Source organism: Streptomyces sp. NPDC050535 (assembly GCF_044457665.1).
GTDB lineage: Bacteria > Actinomycetota > Actinomycetes > Streptomycetales > Streptomycetaceae > Streptomyces.
This window is the reverse complement of record NZ_JBITHE010000027.1, coordinates 15960-35192: the sequence shown is the minus strand read 5'-3', so window position 1 is coordinate 35192 and position 19233 is coordinate 15960. Positions and strand designations below refer to the sequence as shown.

The 19233-nt window shown below is 68.8% G+C and carries 17 protein-coding genes and 2 pseudogenes; 5 read left to right on the top strand and 14 right to left on the bottom strand.

The genetic code is table 11. The features are described 5' to 3' along the window. Positions 1–11: 11 nt before the first annotated feature. Genes ACIBLC_RS36705 through ACIBLC_RS36655 form a run of 11 tightly spaced genes read right to left on the bottom strand, consistent with a single transcriptional unit; the run spans position 12 to position 10936 of the window. A complete protein-coding gene (locus tag ACIBLC_RS36705; RefSeq protein WP_399215774.1) occupies positions 12–812 on the bottom strand; it encodes a hypothetical protein in 801 nt (266 codons plus the stop codon). Continuing rightward, positions 809–1348 (bottom strand): hypothetical protein, encoded by a 540-nt coding sequence (locus ACIBLC_RS36700; RefSeq protein WP_399215773.1) that lies wholly within the window; start codon positions 1346–1348, stop codon positions 809–811. Before ACIBLC_RS36700 ends, ACIBLC_RS36705 begins: the two co-directional genes overlap by 4 nt. Further along, entirely contained in the window at positions 1345–2643 is a 1299-nt protein-coding gene (locus ACIBLC_RS36695; protein WP_399215772.1) for an MCE family protein, read from the bottom strand. The genes ACIBLC_RS36700 and ACIBLC_RS36695 overlap by 4 nt, the downstream gene beginning before the upstream one ends. Next, positions 2640–3890 carry an MCE family protein gene (locus ACIBLC_RS36690; protein ID WP_399215817.1) on the bottom strand — a complete coding sequence of 417 codons (1251 nt, stop codon included), beginning with the start codon at positions 3888–3890 and terminating at the stop codon, positions 2640–2642. Before ACIBLC_RS36690 ends, ACIBLC_RS36695 begins: the two co-directional genes overlap by 4 nt. Further along, positions 3890–4906 carry an MCE family protein gene (locus ACIBLC_RS36685; RefSeq protein WP_399215771.1) on the bottom strand — a complete coding sequence of 339 codons (1017 nt, stop codon included), beginning with the start codon at positions 4904–4906 and terminating at the stop codon, positions 3890–3892. Before ACIBLC_RS36685 ends, ACIBLC_RS36690 begins: the two co-directional genes overlap by 1 nt. Further along, positions 4906–5997: an MCE family protein gene (locus ACIBLC_RS36680; protein WP_399215770.1), complete on the bottom strand. Its 1092-nt coding sequence runs from the start codon at positions 5995–5997 to the stop codon at positions 4906–4908. The genes ACIBLC_RS36685 and ACIBLC_RS36680 overlap by 1 nt, the downstream gene beginning before the upstream one ends. After that, positions 5994–7049 carry an MCE family protein gene (locus ACIBLC_RS36675; protein WP_399215769.1) on the bottom strand — a complete coding sequence of 352 codons (1056 nt, stop codon included), beginning with the start codon at positions 7047–7049 and terminating at the stop codon, positions 5994–5996. The genes ACIBLC_RS36680 and ACIBLC_RS36675 overlap by 4 nt, the downstream gene beginning before the upstream one ends. Then, the gene (locus ACIBLC_RS36670; RefSeq protein WP_399215768.1) at positions 7046–8353 is read right to left on the bottom strand and encodes an MCE family protein; all 1308 of its coding nucleotides are present in this window, start codon (positions 8351–8353) and stop codon (positions 7046–7048) included. Before ACIBLC_RS36670 ends, ACIBLC_RS36675 begins: the two co-directional genes overlap by 4 nt. Position 8354: 1 nt before the next feature. Beyond that, a complete protein-coding gene (locus ACIBLC_RS36665) occupies positions 8355–9161 on the bottom strand; it encodes an MlaE family ABC transporter permease (protein ID WP_399215767.1) in 807 nt (268 codons plus the stop codon). 6 nt (positions 9162–9167) lie between these two features. Further along, on the bottom strand, positions 9168–9899 hold the full coding sequence (locus tag ACIBLC_RS36660) for an MlaE family ABC transporter permease (protein ID WP_399215816.1): 732 nt from the start codon (positions 9897–9899) through the stop codon (positions 9168–9170). 26 nt (positions 9900–9925) lie between these two features. Further along, positions 9926–10936, bottom strand: a complete 1011-nt coding sequence (locus ACIBLC_RS36655) for an ABC transporter ATP-binding protein (protein ID WP_399215766.1) — start codon at positions 10934–10936, stop codon at positions 9926–9928. A 736-nt stretch (positions 10937–11672) separates the two neighbouring features. Here ACIBLC_RS36655 and ACIBLC_RS36650 point away from each other — a divergent pair. From ACIBLC_RS36650 to ACIBLC_RS36635, 4 genes are all read left to right on the top strand, one after another. Next, positions 11673–12305, top strand: coding sequence for a hypothetical protein (locus ACIBLC_RS36650; protein ID WP_399215765.1), 633 nt, complete (start codon positions 11673–11675; stop codon positions 12303–12305). Between the two features lie 115 nt (positions 12306–12420). Beyond that, on the top strand, positions 12421–13980 hold the full coding sequence (locus tag ACIBLC_RS36645; RefSeq protein WP_399215764.1) for a DUF6801 domain-containing protein: 1560 nt from the start codon (positions 12421–12423) through the stop codon (positions 13978–13980). Positions 13981–14039: 59 nt separating this feature from the next. After that, on the top strand, positions 14040–14990 hold the full coding sequence (locus ACIBLC_RS36640; protein ID WP_399215763.1) for a hypothetical protein: 951 nt from the start codon (positions 14040–14042) through the stop codon (positions 14988–14990). Between the two features lie 222 nt (positions 14991–15212). After that, entirely contained in the window at positions 15213–16427 is a 1215-nt protein-coding gene (locus ACIBLC_RS36635) for a helix-turn-helix domain-containing protein (RefSeq protein ID WP_399215762.1), read from the top strand. A 115-nt stretch (positions 16428–16542) separates the two neighbouring features. On the opposite strand, the pseudogene ACIBLC_RS36630 reads toward ACIBLC_RS36635, so the two are convergent. Next, positions 16543–16743, bottom strand: a pseudogene (locus ACIBLC_RS36630) (IS630 family transposase); the annotation flags it as partial. On the opposite strand from ACIBLC_RS36630, the pseudogene ACIBLC_RS36625 reads away from it, so the two are divergent. After that, positions 16731–16930, top strand: a pseudogene (locus tag ACIBLC_RS36625) (FAD-dependent monooxygenase); the annotation flags it as partial. The pseudogenes ACIBLC_RS36630 and ACIBLC_RS36625 overlap by 13 nt on opposite strands. Before the next feature lie 830 nt (positions 16931–17760). Here the strand turns inward: ACIBLC_RS36625 and ACIBLC_RS36620 are convergent. Together ACIBLC_RS36620 and ACIBLC_RS36615 are read right to left on the bottom strand one after the other, a co-directional pair. Beyond that, positions 17761–18087, bottom strand: a complete 327-nt coding sequence (locus tag ACIBLC_RS36620) for a VOC family protein (RefSeq protein WP_399215761.1) — start codon at positions 18085–18087, stop codon at positions 17761–17763. A 36-nt stretch (positions 18088–18123) separates the two neighbouring features. After that, positions 18124–19209, bottom strand: coding sequence for an alkene reductase (locus tag ACIBLC_RS36615; RefSeq protein ID WP_399215760.1), 1086 nt, complete (start codon positions 19207–19209; stop codon positions 18124–18126). Between the last annotated feature and the right edge of the window lie 24 nt (positions 19210–19233).

Sequence of the window (19233 nt, the reverse complement as noted above, 5' to 3'; positions counted from 1 at the left end):
AGCGCTGATGGTCAGCGGGTCTGGATGTCGGCGATGCGCCAGCGGTCGTTCTCGAACCGGGCTGTGACGGACAGTTGGGCGGCCGCGTAGCTCTCCTTCGCGTCGCCGCGTCGTGAGGTCTGGTCGACGAAGACGAGCAGCTTCGCCGTTCCGCCGTGCAGTTCGATCACGCCGGTGCGCACCGCGACCGTGGTCAGGGCGACTTTCTGCCCGGCCAGATCCGACCGGACCCGGTCGAACAGCTCGCCGTACTGCCGAGCGGCACGTCCGGTGAGCACCGAACGGGCCGACTTCGCGGTCGCGTCGGTTCCCTTCGGGGTGTACGAGAAGATCCGCGCCAGGGCGTTGTCGACGTCACCGGCGACGCGGTTGGTCGCCTCGATGTCGGTGAGGGCGCGGTTCTCGGCGGACGGCGTGGACCTCGCCCGGTGCGCCTCGTACAGGAATCCGGCGCCCGCGACCAACAGAACGACAGCGAGCGCGAGGAGACCGATACGACGCCGGCCGGCCGCGAGACCCGTACGTCCGGGAACGGCGGCCGCCTCGGACGCGTCGTCCTCGTCGTCGCTGACCCCACGTTCGGCGGTGTCGGACGCGGAACTCTCGGCGTCCGCTTCGGTCCCCGATTCTGCCCGAGTCCCCAGCTGAGGTTCAGCTTGAGACTTCGCCTCGAACCTGCCCTCGATCGTGGCCTCGGGTGAGGCCTCCGCTGCGTGCGCTGTCTCGGTCGAGGGCTCGTCCGCGGGGATGTCCGCCGAGTCCTCGGGGGTCTCCCGCCACGTGGTCCGCGTCCCGCCCCAGAGCCGGTTCACGAGGTGGCCCCCTTGCTCGGCGATGGAGTCGCGCTCGTGCCGCCGTCCCCCTGCGGGACCGCGCTGAGGGCCCGCACCCGCCACTGCCCGTCGCCGTCGCGTGCCAGGGCCGCCTCCAGCCGCTTGCGCTCCGGAGTGGCTGTCTTCGACCCGACGGGCGTGACGTCGACCCGTACCGTCGCGATGAGCTTCGCCGTGCCCGCCCGGGTGTCGAGTGCCGTGAGGGCGGCTTCCGTGACAGCGCCGCGCGCCGACGGGCCCGTCTGCGGCCTGGTGCTGCCCAGCTCGTCGCGCAGGGGCCCCGTGGCGACGGTCCGCCATGCCCGTACGCCGACCTCGGCACGCTTCTGCGTCGAGGCGTCGAGTGTGTTGAGTACGGCCAGAGCGTGCCGCCCGTCGTCGAGCGCCGCGTCCCGAGCCTGTCCGTAGGCGAGTGAGTCGTCGCTCCGGGCCTGCGCGTACGTCCACGCCCCTGTGCCGCAGAAACCGAGCGCCACGGCCAGCCCTATGCCGGTCAGCACGTCTGCCCGCCTCATCGATCGCTCCCCGCGTCGAGACCCAACAGCCCTGCGATACCGGTCGGTGAGCTGCCGCCCGCGTCGGGCAGAGCCAGAGCCCCGGGGAGTGCCGCGGAGGTGTTCTGCGATGTGCCCTGAGCCGTTCCAGAGGCCGACGAGGACCCCGACGGCAGCGAACCGGGACGGGCCGGTGTCGGGACGCCGCCTCCGCTCGGAGCGTTCGCCGAGCCACGGACATCGACGCCGCTCGACGCGGACGCGGTACAGGACGCATCGGTGTTCAATGGGGGCGCCGTCCCCAGATCGAGCCCGTTGCGGTAGCGGGTGGCGCCGTAGCCCTCGGTGCAGGGCAGCGGCTTGAAGAAGGTCAGCGCCAGACCGACGTTGACCTTCCCCCCGTCGACAGCCGTGGCACCGGCCGAGACGGCCGCCGGGTACTTCACCAGCAGTTCCTCGACACCGCGCTGGCGTGTGACGGCGACCTCCGAGGTGGTCAGAAGGTTCGCCAGCACCACGCCGAGACTCGGATCGACGTCCCGCAGTAGTCCGCTGACCTGGGCCGTGGCATCCGGAGCGGTCGCCAGCAGGCGACGCAGGTCGGTGTCCGAACCCTTCAGGGCGCGGGCCAGCTCGGCCGCCCCCGACCCGAAGTCCCTGATCGCGTCGCCTTCTTCGGCCTGGGTCCGCAGGACCGTCTCCGAGTCCGTGATCAGCCGCGTCGTGGCGGGCAGCGCGTCGTCGGCGGCGTCGACGAACGAGGAACTGCTGTCCAGCAGCACCTGCAGGTCGTCGCCCCGGCCCTCGAACGCCTTGCCGAACTCGTCCACCACCGTTTTCAGATCGTCCAGCGGCACGGACGCGACGAGGTCGTCGACGCTGGTGAGGACGTCCGTGACGGGCGCCGGAACCTGGGTGTCCGCGCGGTCCACGTGAGAGCCGTCCGCGAGATACGGGCCCTCGTCGCTGGCCGGCCGCAGATCGATGTACTGTTCCCCGACCGCCGACAGGCTTGCCACGACGGCCTTGGTGTCGGAGGGGATCCGGGGCGCGGACTTCTTGATACGCAGCTGCGCCACGACACCGTCATCGGTCAGCTTCAACGGGCCGACCCTGCCCACCGACACACCCCGGTAGGTGACATCGGAGTGCGTGAACAGGCCGCCCGTCGCCGGGAGTTCGACATCCACCGTGTAGTAGTCGGCGGCCCCGACGTACCGGCCGAGGTCGGCGTACCGGACGCCCAGGAACCCCAGCACGATGACCGACAGCGCGACAAAGGCGACGTTCTTGAGCCAGACGGCCCGGGTGATCACCGGTCCTCACCTCCGGCGGTCGCCTTCGGCCCGGCGGCGCCCGACTCCACGGTGCTGACCGACGGCAGCGGCAACGACGACGCCTTGCGCGAAGAACGCTCGGACGACGCGACGGGCGGGTCGGTCGTGGGGGACGGCGTCGGCGAGGGCGACGGCTGCGCCGGGATCAGCGGCGGGATGATCGTCGTGCCCTCGGGTGCGGCCATCGTCAGATACACGTTCAGGTAGTCGCCCTTCACACCGCTGAGCACCTCGTCGGTGAACGGGTACGTCAGCAGGACCTGGAGTGAGTCGGGCAGATCGGTCCCCGCGTCGGCCAGTGCCTTGAGGCTGGGGGCGATGGCCTTGAGATCGGCGATCATGTCGTCCTTGCTCGCGTTGACGGTGAAGACGGCGGTGTCGGACAGCGTGTCGAGCGAGCGCAGCATGGTCAGCAGGGAGCCGCGCTGGTCCTCCAGCGTCTTGAGGCCGGGGGAGAGGTCGGTCAGGACCGTGCTGACGTCCTCCGTGCGCGTGGCCAGCGTCGACGCCAGCCGATTGACGCCGTCCAGCGCGTCGGTGATGTCGCCGCGGTGCCTGTCCAGGTCGGTGACCAGTGTGTCGACCCGCTTCAGCGTCGACCGGATCTGGGGTTCACGGCCCCCGAGTGCGGAGTTCAGCTCGGTGGTGATGGTCTTCAGCTGGTTGATGCCGCCGCCGTTGAGCAGCAGGGACAGAGCACCGAACACCTCCTCGACCTCGGTGTTGCGGTTGGTGCGGGAGACGGGGATGACACTGCCGTCGGCGAGCCGCCCCGTACCGCTGGACTTCGACGGCGCCACGAGCTGGATGTACTTCTCGCCGAGCAGGCTGGACTGTTCCAGCCGGGCACCGGCGTTCGCCGGCAGTCGCACCGACCCGTTGATCTCCAGGGTGACGCGCGCCGACCAGTTCTCGTTCAGTTGGATCCGGGTGACCCGCCCGACGGCGACGTCGTTGACCTTCACCGCGGCCTGCGGGACCAGGCTCAGTACGTCGTCCAGGTTCGCGGTGACGCGGTACGGGTGCGAGCCCAGGTCGGCGCCGCCGGGCAGGGGCACGTCCTCGATGCCGTCGAAGCCGGGCAGCACCACCACCGCGGCCCCCACGGTCAGGACGAGGCCGATGCCGACGGCGATCGCGCCGCGCAGGCTCGAACCGATGGCGACGCCCGTGCTGGTCGCGCCGCGGCTGACCTCCGCCGAGCTCTCCCGCTCTTTCCTGCGCATCATCGGCCGCCGCCCCCCTCCGAGGTCGATGCCGCGCTGTCACCGGCGACCGGCAGCGGCAGGACGCTGATCTCGTTGAGGTCGGCGCGCCCGTTGAGCCGGCGCGTGTCCGGGTCGTAGGCGCCCACCAGGTTGTCCGCGGCGAGCGGCGCCACGTCCAGGGCCTCCGCCAGGGACGCCCGTTGCCTCACCAGCGTCTGGGTGATGGGCACGAGCTTGTCCACGTTCTTCTTCAGCTCGCCCCGGTTGTCCTCGATGAAGGTCTTGACCTGACCGAGGGCGATGCCGAGTTCCTTCAGCGCGCCGGCCAGGTCGTCCTTGTTGTCGGCGAAGAAGCCGACGATCTCGTCCAGGCGTTCCTGGGCGGTGCGGACCCCGGTGTCCTTCTTCTTGAGCATGGACGTGAAGGACTGGAGCTGGCTGAGCGTGGTGAACAGGTCGTCGCTGCTGCCGTCCAGGGTCTTGGCCGCCTTGCCGAACTGCTCGACGGTGTCGCCGATCGCCGCGCCGTTGCCGTTCAGGTTGGCGGCGCCGGTGGAGAGCAGCTTGTTCAGGGCCCCTTCGGAGTTCACACCGTCCGGGCCGAGTGTCTTGCTCAGCTCGGTGATCTGGTCGTAGAGCTGGTCGATCTCCATCGGGGTGCGGTTGCGGGCCGCGCTGAGCACGGCACCGTCACCGAGGCGGGGCCCGGCGCTGTAGGCCGGGGTCAGTTGGATGTACCGGTCGGCGACGACACTGGGCGCGACGACTACGGCGCGCGCGTCCACGGGCAGATGGATGCCCTCGTCGAGCGCGAGCCGCACCCGCACCTTGGTGCCTTCCGGATGCACGGACTCCACCTCACCGACGCGAACCCCCAGGATGCGCAGGTCGGACCCGGCGTACACACCGACGGCCCGGTCGAAGTAGGCGGTCAGCCGGATGCCGTCCGAGTCGGCCAGCGCGGTGGCCGTGATGCCACCGGCCAGCACCACCAGGGCCGCACCGGCCGCGAAAAGTGTTCTGCGCCTGCTCATCACCGGCCGCCTTCCGTTGACGCGGCCGACTGCCCGGCGCCCGTCATCCGGGGCGGCACGCAGCCCGACTTCGGCCGGGACGCCTCGGGCAGGTACTCCGGCGGGACGACCCCGCACAGGTAGCTGTCGAACCAGTGCCCGCTGCCCAGGGTGTTGCCGACGAGCCGGTAGTAGGGGCCGACGAGAGCCAGGGTCTTGTCGAGCTGCTCGTTGTTGGCCTCCAGTACTCCGGTCACCCGGCTCAGCGCCTTGAGGGTGGGGCCGAGCTGCTTGTCGTTGTCCTCGACGAGACCGCTCAGTTCCTTGCCGAGCTTGCGGCTGCCGGTCAGCAGCGCCTTGATGGCGTCGCGCCGGTCGGTGAGTTCGCCCAGCAGCGGGCCGCCGTCGTCGATGAGCGTCTCGAAGCTCGACTTCTGGTCCTTGAGCGTCTTCGTGAACTTGTCGCTCCCCTTGAGCAGGTCCGCCAGCTTCTGGTCCCGTTTGGACACCGTCTTCGACAGCGCCGAGAGACCGGTCGCGGCCGTGCGGACGTGCGCGGGTGAGTCGGCGAACGTCTCCGAGATCGTCTCGAAACTCGCCGCGAGCTGCTTCGTGTCGATGTCGTCGATGGTTCCGCCGAGATCCTGGAACGCCTGGGTGACGTCGTACGGGGAGGTGGTGCGGGACAGCGGGATCCGCACGCCGGGGCTCTGGCGGACCCCGCCGAGCGGGTCGAGGGCCACGTACTTGTCGCCCAGCAGCGTCTTGATGGCGATGGCGGCGGTCGTGCGGTCCCCGATCCAGGCGTCCTTCACGGCGAAGGTCACCTTCACCTTCGCGCCGTCGAGCGAGACGCCGGTGACCTCGCCGACCTTCACCCCGGCGATCCGCACCTCGTCACCGTCCTTGAGACCGGCCGCCTCGCTGAAGTCGGCGCTGTACGTGGTGCCGGATCCGATGAAAGGCAGTGCCTGCACGTTGTAGGCCAGGAGGCCGACGACGGTCAGAGCGGAGAGGCCGACGAGAGCCACGGCCACCGGGTTGCGTTCCTTCACGGGCTTGAACCGTGGCGCGCGTCGCGCGGGCCGACGGCCGTGCACGGACGCCGTCATGCGCCGCACCTCGATTCCGTGACGGGGATCCCGGTGGGCGGCTTCGAGCCGTCTGAGGTCCGCACGCCGGTCACCTTCGCCTCGCACAGGTAGAGGTTGAACCAGGACCCGTACGACGCCAGCCGGGACAGCGTGGTCAGCTTGGCCGGGGTGCGGTCGAGGAAGTTCTCGATCTGCGGGGTGCCGTCGCCGAGGTTGTCGGAGAGCCGCCCGAGTTGCCTGATGTCCTGCTTGAGGGGTGCGCGGCCGTCCTGCAGCAGATCGGCGGTGACCGTTGTCAGTGATCCCACGGCGGTGACGGCCCGGCCCAGCGGCTTGCGGTCGTCGTTGAAGCCGGAGACGAGTTCCTTGAGGGTCACGACGAGGTTGTCGAAGGAGTCCTCGCGGTCGTTGAGGGTCTTCAGGACGGTGTTCAGGTTGGTGACGACCGCGCCGATCACCTTGTCCTTGGCGGCGACGGTGCTGCTGAGGGAGCCGATGTGGCGCATCAGGCTGTCGACGGTGCCGCCCTCGCCCTGGAGCACCTGGACGATGGAGCCGGCCAGTTCGTTGACGTCCTTCGGGGACAGCCCTTCGAACAGCGGCTTGAACCCGTTGAAGAGCAGGGTCAGGTCGAGCGCGGGCGTGGTGCGGTCCAGCGGGATCGTGGAGTTCGCCGCGAGAGTCCCGGACAGGCCGCCCGTGCCGCGGTCGAGCGACAGATACCGCTGGCCGACCATGTTGAGGTACTTCACCGCCGCGGTCGTCGAGCGGGGCAGCGTCCGGTCCTCGCTCACCGTGAACGTGACCTGCGCGGTGCGGCGGTCGACGACGCGCACGCCGGTGACCTCGCCGACCTTGACGCCGGAGATACGGACGCTGTCGCCGTCGACGAGTCCGGTGACGTCGCTGAACAGCGCCCGGTACGTACGGCCCGAGGAGCCGACCCCGGTACCGGCGACGCTGTACCCGAGGATCGTGGTGGCCAGCGCGGTGACCACGATGAAGATCAGCGACTTCAGCAGCGGCCCGGTCAGGGGGCGGCGCCGGATGTGCGCGTCGGAGGGGGTCACCTCAGCGTCACATCCGTCCCGCGCAGCGCAGGACCGACCAGCAGGCTGCTCCAGTCGGGCAGGTCGTCGGCCCGCTTCCCGGCGGCGGGCGCGATCAACTCGTTCACCAGCGCGTTCTCCTGCGGGGAGTTGGCCGGACCGAGATCCTGCTCGACGGCGGCGGACACCGTGGTCGCGGGGCGGGCACCCGTGCCCAGATACGGCACCGGGTAGCACTTCGGACCGCCGCCGGAGTTGTAGACAGGCGTGTCGTTGCCCGCGGTGTAGGCGCCGCGGCTCGTGTCGGTGGTCACGTCCACGTGCAGCCCAGGCCGGTCGGTTCCCTTGCCGAGCGCCTTGTCCATCGCGGGGACGAACTCGGCGAGCGTGCGCAGCGTGCAGGGGAATTCCGAGGAGTACTCGGCCAGCAGCCGCAGTGTGGGCCGGGACGTCGCGGAGAGCCGGATGATGTTGTCCTTGTTCTGCCGCAGGAAGCTGGTCACGTCCTCGGCGGTGCGCGTCGTCGCGCCGAAGGTCCGCGACAGGTCGCCCTCCTTCTCGGCGAGCGTCCCGCTGGTGGTGGTGAAGTCGGTGAGCGCCGTGAGGATGTCGGGCGCCGCGTCGGCGTACACGTGGCTCACTTTCACGAGTTCCTTGAGATCCCTGTTGAGGGCGGGAAGTTGGGGATTGAACCGGGCCAGGTGCCGGTCGAGCTTGCTCAGCGTGGCGCCGAGCTTCTCGCCGCGTCCCTCCAGCGCCTGGGAGACGGCCGACAGGGTCTGCGACAGCTCGGCCGGCCGGACAGCGGTGAGCATCGGCAGGACGTCGTCGAGCACCTGCTGGAGCTCGACGGCGTTGGACGAGCGGTCCTGCCGGATGACGGCGCCCTTGGCCAGTGACGTCGAGGAGGGCGCGGCGGGCGGTACGAGGGCGACGTAGCGTTCGCCGAACAGGGTGGTCGGCAGCATCTGCGCGCGCACGTCCGAGGGGATGTCGTGCAGGACGCCGGGCCGCAGGGCGATGCTGAGCCGGGCGCCGTTCCCGGCGGAGCTGATCTCGCGGACCTCGCCCACGACCACGCCGCGCAGCTTCACCTCGGCGCCCCGGTGCATCTCGTTGCCGACGCTGCCGGTTTCCACCGTGATGGGGTCGGACTCCACGAACTTCTTGTCGTAGACGGCGATCGTGCCGTAGATCAGCAGGGCGGTCACGACCGGGAAGGCCAGACCGGCCGAACGCCGCACCGCGGTGGACGAGCTTCCTCGGCGCCGCTTGGGCGGCGGAGGGGTCAGGCGTCGCTCCTCAGGGAGCAGAACCGTGCTCATCTCAGCCCGCCACCTTCACGGTCGTGGTGGCGCCCCACAGCGCCAGCGACAGGAAGAAGTCGGTCACGCTGATCAGCACGATGGCGTGGCGCACCGACCGTCCGACGGCGACACCGACTCCTGCGGGACCGCCGGCGGCCCGGTAGCCGTAGTAGCAGTGCGCGAGGATCACCATCACGCTGAACAGCAGCACCTTCAGCACCGACAGCAGAACGTCCGTGGGGGAGAGGAACAGGTTGAAGTAGTGGTCGTACGTGCCCAGGGACTGTCCGTTGAAGAGCACGGTGACGTACCGGGAGGCCAGGTAGGAGGTGAGCAGCCCGACGGCGTACAGCGGGATGATGGCGATCACGCCGGCGATGACACGGGTGCTGACCAGGTAGGGCTTGGAGCGGATGCCCATGCCCTCCAGCGCGTCGACCTCCTCGTTGATGCGCATCGCGCCGAGCTGCGCCGTGAAGCCCGCGCCGACCGTGGCGGACAGGGCGAGTCCCGCCACCAGGGGCGCGATCTCACGGGTGTTGAAGTACGCGGAGACGAACCCGGTGAACGCCGCGGTGCCGATCTGGTCCAGGGCGGCGTAGCCCTGGAGGCCGACGACGGTGCCGGTGAACGCGGTCATCGCGACCATCACGCCGACGGTGCCGCCGATGACACCGAGTCCGCCGGAGCCGAAGGCGACCTCGGCGAGCAGGCGGAGCACCTCCTTGAGATACCGGCGCAGGGTGCGCGGGATCCACAGCAAGGTCTTGGCGTAGAAGATGAGTTGGTCGCCGGAGCGGTCGAGCCAGACGAGCGGGGAGGCCACGGGCGCTCAGCCTCCCTTCGGAGGGACGATCTGCAGATACATGCCCGTCAGCACCATGTTCACGAAGAAGAGCAGCATGAAGGTGATGACCACCGACTGGTTCACGGCGTCGCCGACGCCTTTCGGTCCGCCGCGCGGGTTCAGGCCCCGCTGTGCGGCGACGATGCCGGCGATGAATCCGAAGATGAGGGCCTTGAGTTCGCTGATGTACAGGTCGGGCAGCTGGGCCAGCGCGGAGAAGCTGGAGAGGTAGGCGCCGGGTGTGCCGTCCTGCAGGACGATGTTGAAGAAGTAGCCGCCGAGCGTGCCGACCACCGAGACCAGCCCGTTGAGCAGCACGGCGACACCCATGGTGGCGAGCACACGGGGAACGACCAGACGCTGGACGGGCGAGACACCCATCACCTCCATCGCGTCGAGCTCCTCGCGGATCTTGCGGGAGCCCAGGTCGGCGCAGATCGCGGAGCCGCCCGCGCCGGCGATGAGCAGGGCGACGATCAACGGACTGGCCTGCTGGACAACGGCCAGCACACTGGCGCCGCCGGTGAAGGACTGGGCGCCGAGCTGCTCGGTCAGCGAGCCGACCTGGAGGGCGATCACGGCGCCGAACGGGATGGCGACCAGTGCGGAGGGAAGGATGGTCACGCTCGCGACGAACCAGAACTGCTCGACGAACTCCCGGAACTGGAACGGACGTCGGAACGCGGCCTGGCACACTTCGGCGGCCAGCGCGAACATCAGTCCGGTCTGGCGCAGTGCAGCGTTCACGCGCCGCTCCCCAAGACGGGGATCGGCACGGTGGAGGCGTTGGAGCCGTTCGTCGCGTAGGTGCGCTCGATGGCGGCCCGGGCGGCGGGCGGCAGCCGGTCCAGCATGCCGAGCACCCGCTCGCGCCGGCGGGCAACGGCACGTCGCTGGGGGAGACCGGGAGAGGGTTCCAACTGGGGCACGATCTCGCGGGGCTGCTCCGGGCGCCGGGTCGCGGCGGCCTCGGCGGCCAGCGTCGCGGCGTCCTTCTCCTCGGACATGCCGATCGGGCCCTCGCGGCGACCGCGCAGGAACTGCGCCACCACCGGCTCCTCGCTGGTCAGCAGCACCTCGCGGGGGCCGAACGCGACCAGCTCGCGCCGGAAGAGCATCCCCATGTTGTCGGGCACGGTCGCGGCGATGTCGAGGTTGTGGGTGACGATCAGCATCGTCGCGTCGATCTGCGCGTTCAAGTCGATGAGCAGCTGTGACAGATAGGCGGTGCGGACCGGGTCCAGGCCGGAGTCCGGCTCGTCGCACAGGATGATCTGCGGGTCGAGCACCAGCGCGCGGGCGAGCCCCGCGCGCTTGCGCATGCCGCCGCTGATCTCGCCGGGCAGCTTGCCCTCGGCACCCAGCAGGCCGACAACCTCGATCCGCTCCATGACGATGCGGCGGATCTCCGACTCCTTCTTACGCGTGTGTTCGCGCAGTGGAAAGGCGATGTTGTCGAACAATGACATGGAGCCGAACAGAGCGCCGTCCTGGAACATGAGCCCGAACATTTTCCGGGTCTCGTATATTTCATGTTCCCGACTGTTCGCCATGTCCACTCCGTCGATGAGGACACGTCCCCTATCGGGTTTGAGCAGCCCTATGAGCGACTTCAGGAAAACAGTCTTTCCGGTGCCGGACGGACCGAGCATGACACTCACTTCCCCGGCCGGCAAAGTCAGCGTCACGTCCTGCCAGATGTTCTGCCGGCCGAAAGACTTGGTCAGTCCCTCGACCACGACTTCGATGCCCATTTCACCTCCAGCAGGCGCGGTTCGCGTGTGCACCGTGTGGCGCACGCTAGGTGGTTCTGTCGTTCGTTGACAATGGGTAGGGAACCCGCTCTCGGGGGCGCTCCTCGACTTTGTCACCGCGGAGACAAAACCCGGATCGGATCTTGTCTCCGCGGAGATAGCAGGGCCTCGTACCTCCGGGGGGTCGGCTGTATGAGGCCTTGCTGACGGGGGATCCGGCCTCGAAGGAGGGTGAGGCCGAAACCGCCTGTTGTGGGTCCGGCCGGCAGGGGCGCCGACCTGGACCGCAGCTGCGCACCGGAACATTACGGCCCAGTAACCTAGCCGGGCAATACCAGTCACCGAGTTTTTAGAACGACAGGCTTCGGCCAAACCCGTTGTGTGTGCCAGGAGACAAAAGGCGGCCGAAACCTTGTCACTCGGTGCGCAATCCGCGGCTTCCGCCGCACCGGGAGCAGCTTGTGACGGGGCGATGCGGGACCGCTCGGCCAACGATTAGGGTGTTGCCGGGATTTGGCATCGGATGACTAAGGCCGACAGTGGACCGCTCACCTGGGAAACAGTCCTGGAAAGAGCCAAAAGAATCATGGTCTGCGCCATTGTTCAGCCATGTTTCTCGCAAGTAACGTCGAAGCGCGGTCGAGGAATCCAGAGCCGCGGGAGCCAGAAGCCCGTAAATTACCGGCGGGCGATGTGCACCTTCTGCCGGTCAATCCACAAGGAGCGTCCGAGAGTTATGAATAAGTCCCTCAAGAGAACCGCAGTCATCGCAGGTGCGGCTGCTGCTGCCTTCGGTCTGGCCATCGGTCCGTCGTCGGCCGTGCCGTCCACCGTCTGGACCGTCAACCCGACACCGGCAAGCTTCACGGCCACCAACAGCGGCAACATCGTGCTGACGGCGAACATCCCGATGACGTGTACGACGTCCTCCGCCTCCGGCACGATGGCGAGCGCCACCGGAAACCCCGCGACGGTCGCCAGCATCTCCGCCATCAACTTCGGCACCAGCGCTGCGCCCTGCACCAGCGTCCTCGGCAACGTGACGACCGTGGCCACCACCCCGTGGACCGTCGTCGCCCAGGACTACACCGCCGCGACCGGTGTGACCAAGGGCTACATCGGCAACGTGAACGCGACCATCACCGTCGGCGCCTGCGTGTTCAAGGTCGTCGGCAAGGCGTCCGCCACCTACACCAACTCGACCGGCATCCTCGCGGTCAACAGTGTCTCCGGTGAGCTGACGGTCACCACGGCGACCGGCTGCGGCACGGTCGTCACCACCTCGACCAAGCCCACCTTCAAGGGCAACTACGCCGTGAAGGTCAAGAACACGACCACCATCCCGACCATCGTGGGCTCCAACCCGTAGGTCGACCCGTGCCCGGATGCGCCCGGCCGGACCACCGGCCGGGCGCATCCGGGTCGTCACCGTGCCCGACCCCGTACCACCGCACACCCCTGATCCGAACGAGCGGAGCCACACGATGAGACTGCACCTGACGGTGGGCGCCACCCGGCAGAGCACCCGTGGCCGCAACGCCACGATCGCCGCGTTCGTCGTCCTCGCCGCCATGGTGCCCGCCGGAGTCGTCGTCGCCGTCGACCAGACGGTCGACGTCGCGCTGCCCTACGCCTGCACCCTGCCGTCCGGAGACGTGGACGCGACGGTGCGCGTCTCCGCGTCGTTGCCCGACCGCGTCGATGTGGGACAGGCCATCCAGGCGGCCGACGTCGAGACATCCCTCGAACTGTCCGAGGAAACGGTGCACAAGCTCACCGAGAAGGAGACGACCGCCGTCACGGCCGGCACCCGGCTCACGGTGGACGTGGCGCAGGGCGACTCCGCCGCACAAGCACTCTGGCGCGGCTCCGCGAACCCACAACCTGTCCCGTCGACCGGACCGTTGACGCTGAAGACCACGGGGGACGTCCCCACCGTCACCGGTCAGGACGACGGTGACCTGACCTTCACCGCCGGGGTTCTCAGCGTGGACCTGGCGCTGACCGCGGCGACGCCCGAAACCGACCCGCAGTCACTCACCCTGGAGTGCAAGCCCGACAAGGACGCGCCCGCTCTGCTGGCCACCGTCACGGTCGGCACCAGCACGGGAGGACCGGACGGCTCACCGACCGCCTCGCCCTCCGCCTCCCCGTCCGGCGCGCCGGGCCAGGAGGACGAGACGACGGGTGGCAGCCAGGACAAGCGTGCCCCGAAGGTCGCGGGCCGGCCGTCCGTTCAGGCCGACGCCCGTCCGGCGGCACCACCGTGCAGGTACGACGCGGGTTACCCGATCGGTCCGATGTCCCTCAACAGCTACGTCGCCGGGTACGCCAACGTGCGCAAGCAGAACGCCGCGGCACTCATCCCGCCGTTCTGCACCATGCTCGAACAGGGATCGCCCGAGTTCGAGCCCTACCCGGACTGGAGCGGAGGTGTCATCCGCCAGCACTCCACCGGCGACCTCTACAACAACGGCCGCAAGGAAAGCATGCCGTTCACGGCGACGTTGCTGACCTTCCGCTTCATGCCCGCCAAGGCGACGATGGTGCTGGAGCAGGCGGGCCCCATGACAGTCGACTCACTCGGCGCCACCGACTTCGTGTTCACCAGCACCGACACCTACGTCCGGGTGCCTCTCGTCCTGCGGGTGACCAAACTCGAGGTCGACGGCGTCCCGCTGAACGTCGGCCCCACATGCCGCACCAACGGCCCGCTGAAGTCGCCCGAGCCCGACAGCGCCAAGTTCCCCGGAGACCACCTCGTCCTGCATGGCAGGGGAGAACAGAACTCCGGCGAGCCGGCGACCGGCTACCAACTGCTCTCCGGCGGACCACTGACCGGCGAGGTCACCATCCCCGCCTTCCACGGCTGCGACAACGCGGGCGAGAACCTGGACCGCCTGTTCACCGCCGCCGTATCCGGCACCGGCAACTACATCAAGCAGATGCAGGGCCAGACCTGCTACGCCGCTGCCGAGGTGCCCAACCCCGACGAATGCACCGAGGATCGCCAGCCCCTCAAGGTCCCCGTACCCGAACGCTGAAACGCACCCGAACCGTTCGACAGCCCCCGCACCTCCCCTTCCGTCACGAAAGGCACCTCATGACCCGCCTGCGCTTTTCGGCCAGATCCGCCACCGTCGCCACCGCGCTGACCACCGCCGTCGGCGCCTTCGCCTCGATCGGCACGGCCACCGCGGCCACCGCGCAGCTGAACGGCGAGTGGGCCCCGTTCACCAGGTGTCCGGTCGACGCCCCCGCCATGGTCGCCGCCGACGGCCTGGAGCGGACCCCGCAGTGCGTGGCGTCCTCCTCCGTCAGCGGTTCGATCAAGCTGGGCAACACCACGGTGACCACGGGCCGCACCGACCTGCAGATAGGTGTTATCCAGAACTCCGACGGCAGCAGCACCGTGGTGGCGCCGTCCGGCGGTGCGCTCATCGCCGACTCCGCCACCGTGCCGGGCGGCCTGATCGGCCTGATGTGCCCGAGCAACGTGCCCGCGATCACGGCCATCTGCAACCAGATCACCAACGCGAGCCTCAACAAGATCACGGCAACCGTCGAATCCGTCGGTACGCCCTCGAACTTCGACCAGAGCGCCGGCGCCCTGACCGACCTGCCCATCGTCTCCATCCCGGTCCGCATCCACCTCGAGAACCCCCTCCTGGGCAGCAAGTGCTACATCGGCACGGCGGCCAAGCCGGTGGTGCTCCGCCCGAGCAACGTCAACTACCCCGACTTCGGGCTCACCTTCTTCGACGGGGCCGGCAACCTGAACGACGAGGGTGCGATGAGCCGCGTCAACCTCGTGGGTGCCACGCAGAAGGACAGCACCTTCGCGGTTCCCGGTGCCAGCGGCTGCGGACTCGGCCTGTTCGGCCTGATCGACGCCGCGGTGAACCTGAAGACGGGCCTGCCTTCCGCCGCCGGCAACAACAGCCTGACACTCAACGCCGCATCCACCTCCCTGGCCGGTCTGGGCGCCCCGGGAACCGTCGCACCGAACGCCGGCAAGGAGCTCTCGAAGAACTGGCACAGCGCCGTCAAGTAAGGGCCGCGAGGCGGCTGTTCTCAGCCGCCCCGGCAGCACACAGTCGCCTCCGCAGACCAAACTGTGCCCAAAGTGTGTACGCGCGGGAGAAGTTGAATTACTTTCAGCTGCCATGGACGTCATGCGTCCGACGTCCGGACCGGACGCCGAACCCGCTTGTTCGGGAACTCGGTGTCCGTGCCGGCGACCTCTCCTGGGCACAAGAAGAGCGAGGGACCACGGATGCCTTCACCCGCGCGTACACCGGAAGTCGGTGAGCCGCTCGATCCACTGCCCATCGGGTTCGCCGCCTTGATGAGACCGGAGTTACCCAGTCTCGTCAAGGAGATCCGGACCGAGGTCACCCGTGCCTATCCCGTATACGGCCGCCTCCTCGACGGACCGGACGCGGACACCATCCGGCAGGGCGTCGAACAGGCCATCACCGCCTTCGTCGACCGCGTCGCCGAACCCGACAAACCCTCCACGCTCCGCGACACACTGCTGCGCCGGTTCGGTCGCGTGGAGGCGTACGAGGGACGCGACCTGGAGTCCCTCCAGGGTGCCTACCGACTGGGAGCTCGCATAGCCCTGCGGCGCGCACAGTCGGTGGGCCGCCAGTACAGCCTCTCGCCCACCCTCATCCTCGCCTTCGCCGACGCCCTCTTCGCCTACGTGGAGGAGCTGGCAGAGGTGTCCCGCGAGGGCTACAGCGAGGTGCAGGCCCGCGGCACCTCCGAAGTGGCCATGCTGCGACGGCAGTTGCTGCATCTGATCCTGGGCGCATCCCCACTGCCACAGCCCACGTTCACGGACCTGTGCGAGGCCGCGGCCTGGCCTCTGCCGGCCGAGTGCACACTGATCGCGCTCCGCTCATCCGCGCCCGCCAGCATCGAGGCCGACCTCGCCGACGACGTGCTCACCGAACTCGACGCTCCCCACCCCCACCTCCTGGTGCCGGGACCGCTGACCTCCGAACGACAGGCCATGCTCGGCCTGGCACTGAACGGCACCCGCGCCGTTATCGGTGTGACGCTGCCGACAGCGCAGGCGGCCGACTCCCTGCGCTGGTCGCGTCGCGTCCTCCAGCTCATCGACGACGGCATCGTCCCGGACGCCCCCGTCGTCCGCTGCGAGGACCACCTCACCACCCTGTGGCTCCTGTCGGACCCGCCGTTGGTGCGCCAGGTCGCCGCCCGCGAACTGGCCCCCCTGGCCGGCCTGCCTGCCAGCCGACGCGAGCGGCTGGTGGAAACGCTCCGGGTCCACATCTCGACCCGCGCCCCGGCCGAACAGGTCGGCGACATGCTCGGGGTCCACGCCCAGACCGTTCGCTACCGTCTACGCGGCATCGACGCCCGCCTCGGCGATCGCCTCACGGACCCGGATCACCGCTTCGCACTCGAAGCGGCTCTGCGCTCGCTGCATCTGCAGGACGACCCGGGTACGGAGTCGTGACGCTGTCCGCGCCGGGATGAGGCCGCGACACCGCTGAGCGGTTGCGCACGGCGATCCGGTACGGGGAGCAGCTGAGATGTCGCCGCACTGGCGGACGGCGGTGCGGTGATCCGTTCTAGTTTTCTGAGTCGGGAATTCTGTTCGGATAGCTGGCGAGGCGTTCGAGGATCTCGTCCGCGGTCTTCGTCCGGACGTAGGGCTTCGGGTCGGTGTTCCAGGTGGCGATCCAGGTGCGAATGTCCTTCTCCAGGGCCTGGACCGACCTGTGGACGCCTCGCCGCATCTGCTTGTTGGTCAGTTCGGCGAACCCTGTCTCGCCCCGAGGGGCAGGCCATGCGCATCCTGGACACGGCCGGGACCGTCCTGCGCGACTGGCGACCTCGTCCAGATGATCGGGCCAATCCAGAGATCGACCGCGGGCAACTCCGTGAACTGTGCTGCTCGGCCCTCTCGACGTCCGGTGGAGCCCGTCCCTGAAGTCGATGCTGCCGCCGCCGGGCGACCCGGCCGTCGCAGGCATCCCACCAGCACCCCCAGCTCGTATCCGCCCGGCAGATCCCGCAGGCCGTGGCCCGCAGTGCCGGAGAAGCGCTCGCCCATCGGGGCAGCCGTGTGCCCTCCCGCGGGGAGGACCGGGAGGGACAGGCGGCCCCGCCCGCATGGCAGCACACAGGACGGAGCCGAGGACGGGGGTGTCCCACCTGGAGGTAAGAGCGTCCCGCCCGGACAGCATGGCACCGGATTCAGCTGGCTTGTAGGGCTTTGACTGAAATAGGTCATAGGCGGTGTCGCGATGCGGTGGAGCGGCGGTTGGGCGCTTTTATGCAGGCGGACAGGCGGCAGATCCAGACGGCGGTGCTGGGCGGGGCGGACTCCGAAGAGCCGCTAATACTGCCCCTGGAGGCAATCGAACTGGACGGTTTCCGCCAGCGGCACCAGAGCGACACGCTCTGGTGCCGCTTACTGTTCGGCGGCTGCGGTGTTCAGCTGACGACCAAGCTCTACACCGACCGGGTCTGTTCCCTGTCAAGTTCTGCGTGTTGAACCGCCGTTTGCCTGTGCCACTGGCCCAAGGTCCAGCTCCTCCCCACCTGCCCACGGCCGCGCAGAGCTACTCGAGAGGCCGAAGACATGGTCTACAGCTGGCGAAGGCGAGCGAGGATGTACAGCCGCGACGGCGTCGCCAGCGCCTGGAGTGATGGCGCTTCGCGGTGGCTTCGGGAGCACCAGCCGGAGCAGCGAGTTCTTCCCATCCGCGGGTGTTGACAGTGCTCGTGAAGTCGGGCCGATGCTGGCCTCACGAGCAGTGGAGTGGCGCTGCGGCGCTCGGGGCTCAGGCGCGGGGCTGCATGTACTCGAAGACAGAGCCGTCCGGGTGGCGGGCGACGATCCTGGTGCCGTTGGGTACTTCGTTGGGTGCTTCGAGGATCTCGGCGCCGACCTTGCCGAGGGTGTCGAGAACGGGGGTCAGGGATTCGACGATGACGGTCGCGTTCTGCGAGACGTACTTCTCCAGCGGGCCGGAGTAGAGCAGGAAGGGTCCTACCAGTGCCAACTCCAGTTCGCGGTAGGGGAATCGGCGGACTTCCGCGCCTCCGGCCAGGTCCTGGTAGAAAGGGACCGCGTCTTCGAGGTTCTCTACTTCGACGTTTGCGATCATTGCTCGGATGTTGCTGCTCACGGAGATCTTCCTTGCTCAGTTGGCGGTGAAGGCGGGGTAGTCGGTGTAGCCCTCGGTGTGACCGGCGTAGTGGGTGTCCCGGTCGTCGTCGGCCAGCGGGTGGCCCTGCGCGAAGCGCTCGACCAGGTCGGGGTTGGCGATGAAGGGGGCGCCGAAGGAGACCGCGTCGACGATGCCGTGGTCGAGGATCTCGTTGCCGAGGGTCTGGGTGAAGCCGAGGTTGGCGACGATGTTTCCCTGGTAGTGGGCTCGGTAGCGGGAGAAGAGGGCGATGCGCTCCTCGATGGTGCCGGGGGCGCCCAGGAGGTGCAGGTAGGCCAGGTTGCTGTCGTTGAGCTTCTTGAGCAACTGGTCGTAGTCGGCGAGTGTCTCCTCGTCCGCGGTGAACGCGGTTCCACTGGTCCAGCCCGGGGACATTTTCACGCCGACGAGGTCGCTGCCCCACACGTCACTGACGGCGTCGAGGATGTCTAGGAGGAACCGGGCCCGCTTCTCGCTGCTGCCTCCGTAGGCGTCGGTGCGCCGGTTGAGACGGGGGTTGAGGAACTGCGGTATCAAGTGGGATACCTGGGCGTGGAGTTCCACGCCGTCGAAACCGGCGCGGCGGGCGTTCTCGGCCGCATGGCGGTAGTCGGCGATGGTGCCGGCGATCTCAGCGGCGGTGTAGGCGCGCGGGGTGAGGGTGTCCTTCGGGCCGGAGGGGGTGAAGGACTTCTCGCCGGGGTTGATGGCCGAGGGTCCGGCGGGCAGGCGGCCGCCCAGGTGGTCGGGGTGGGAGGCCGCTCCGACGTGGCCGAGCTGGGAGATGATCCGCCCGCCCGCCTCGTGGACGGCTTCGGTGACCTTCGCCCAGCCGGCGGTCTGCTTGTCGGTGTAGATGCCGGGGACGTTGATGAAGCCGATCGCGTCAGGGCTGACCCAGGTTCCCTCCGTGACGATCAGCCCGGCGGTGGCGCGCTGCGCGTAGTAGGCCGCGTGCAGGTCGGTGGGTGCCAGCTCGGCGTTGTGAGCGCGGGCGCGGGTCATGGGGGCCATGACGACCCTGTTGGGGAGCTCCAGCGCGCCGAGGCGGACGGGCTGCAGCAGGGGCTGAGTGATCATGAGTAACTTCCTTGTGTCGAGGGA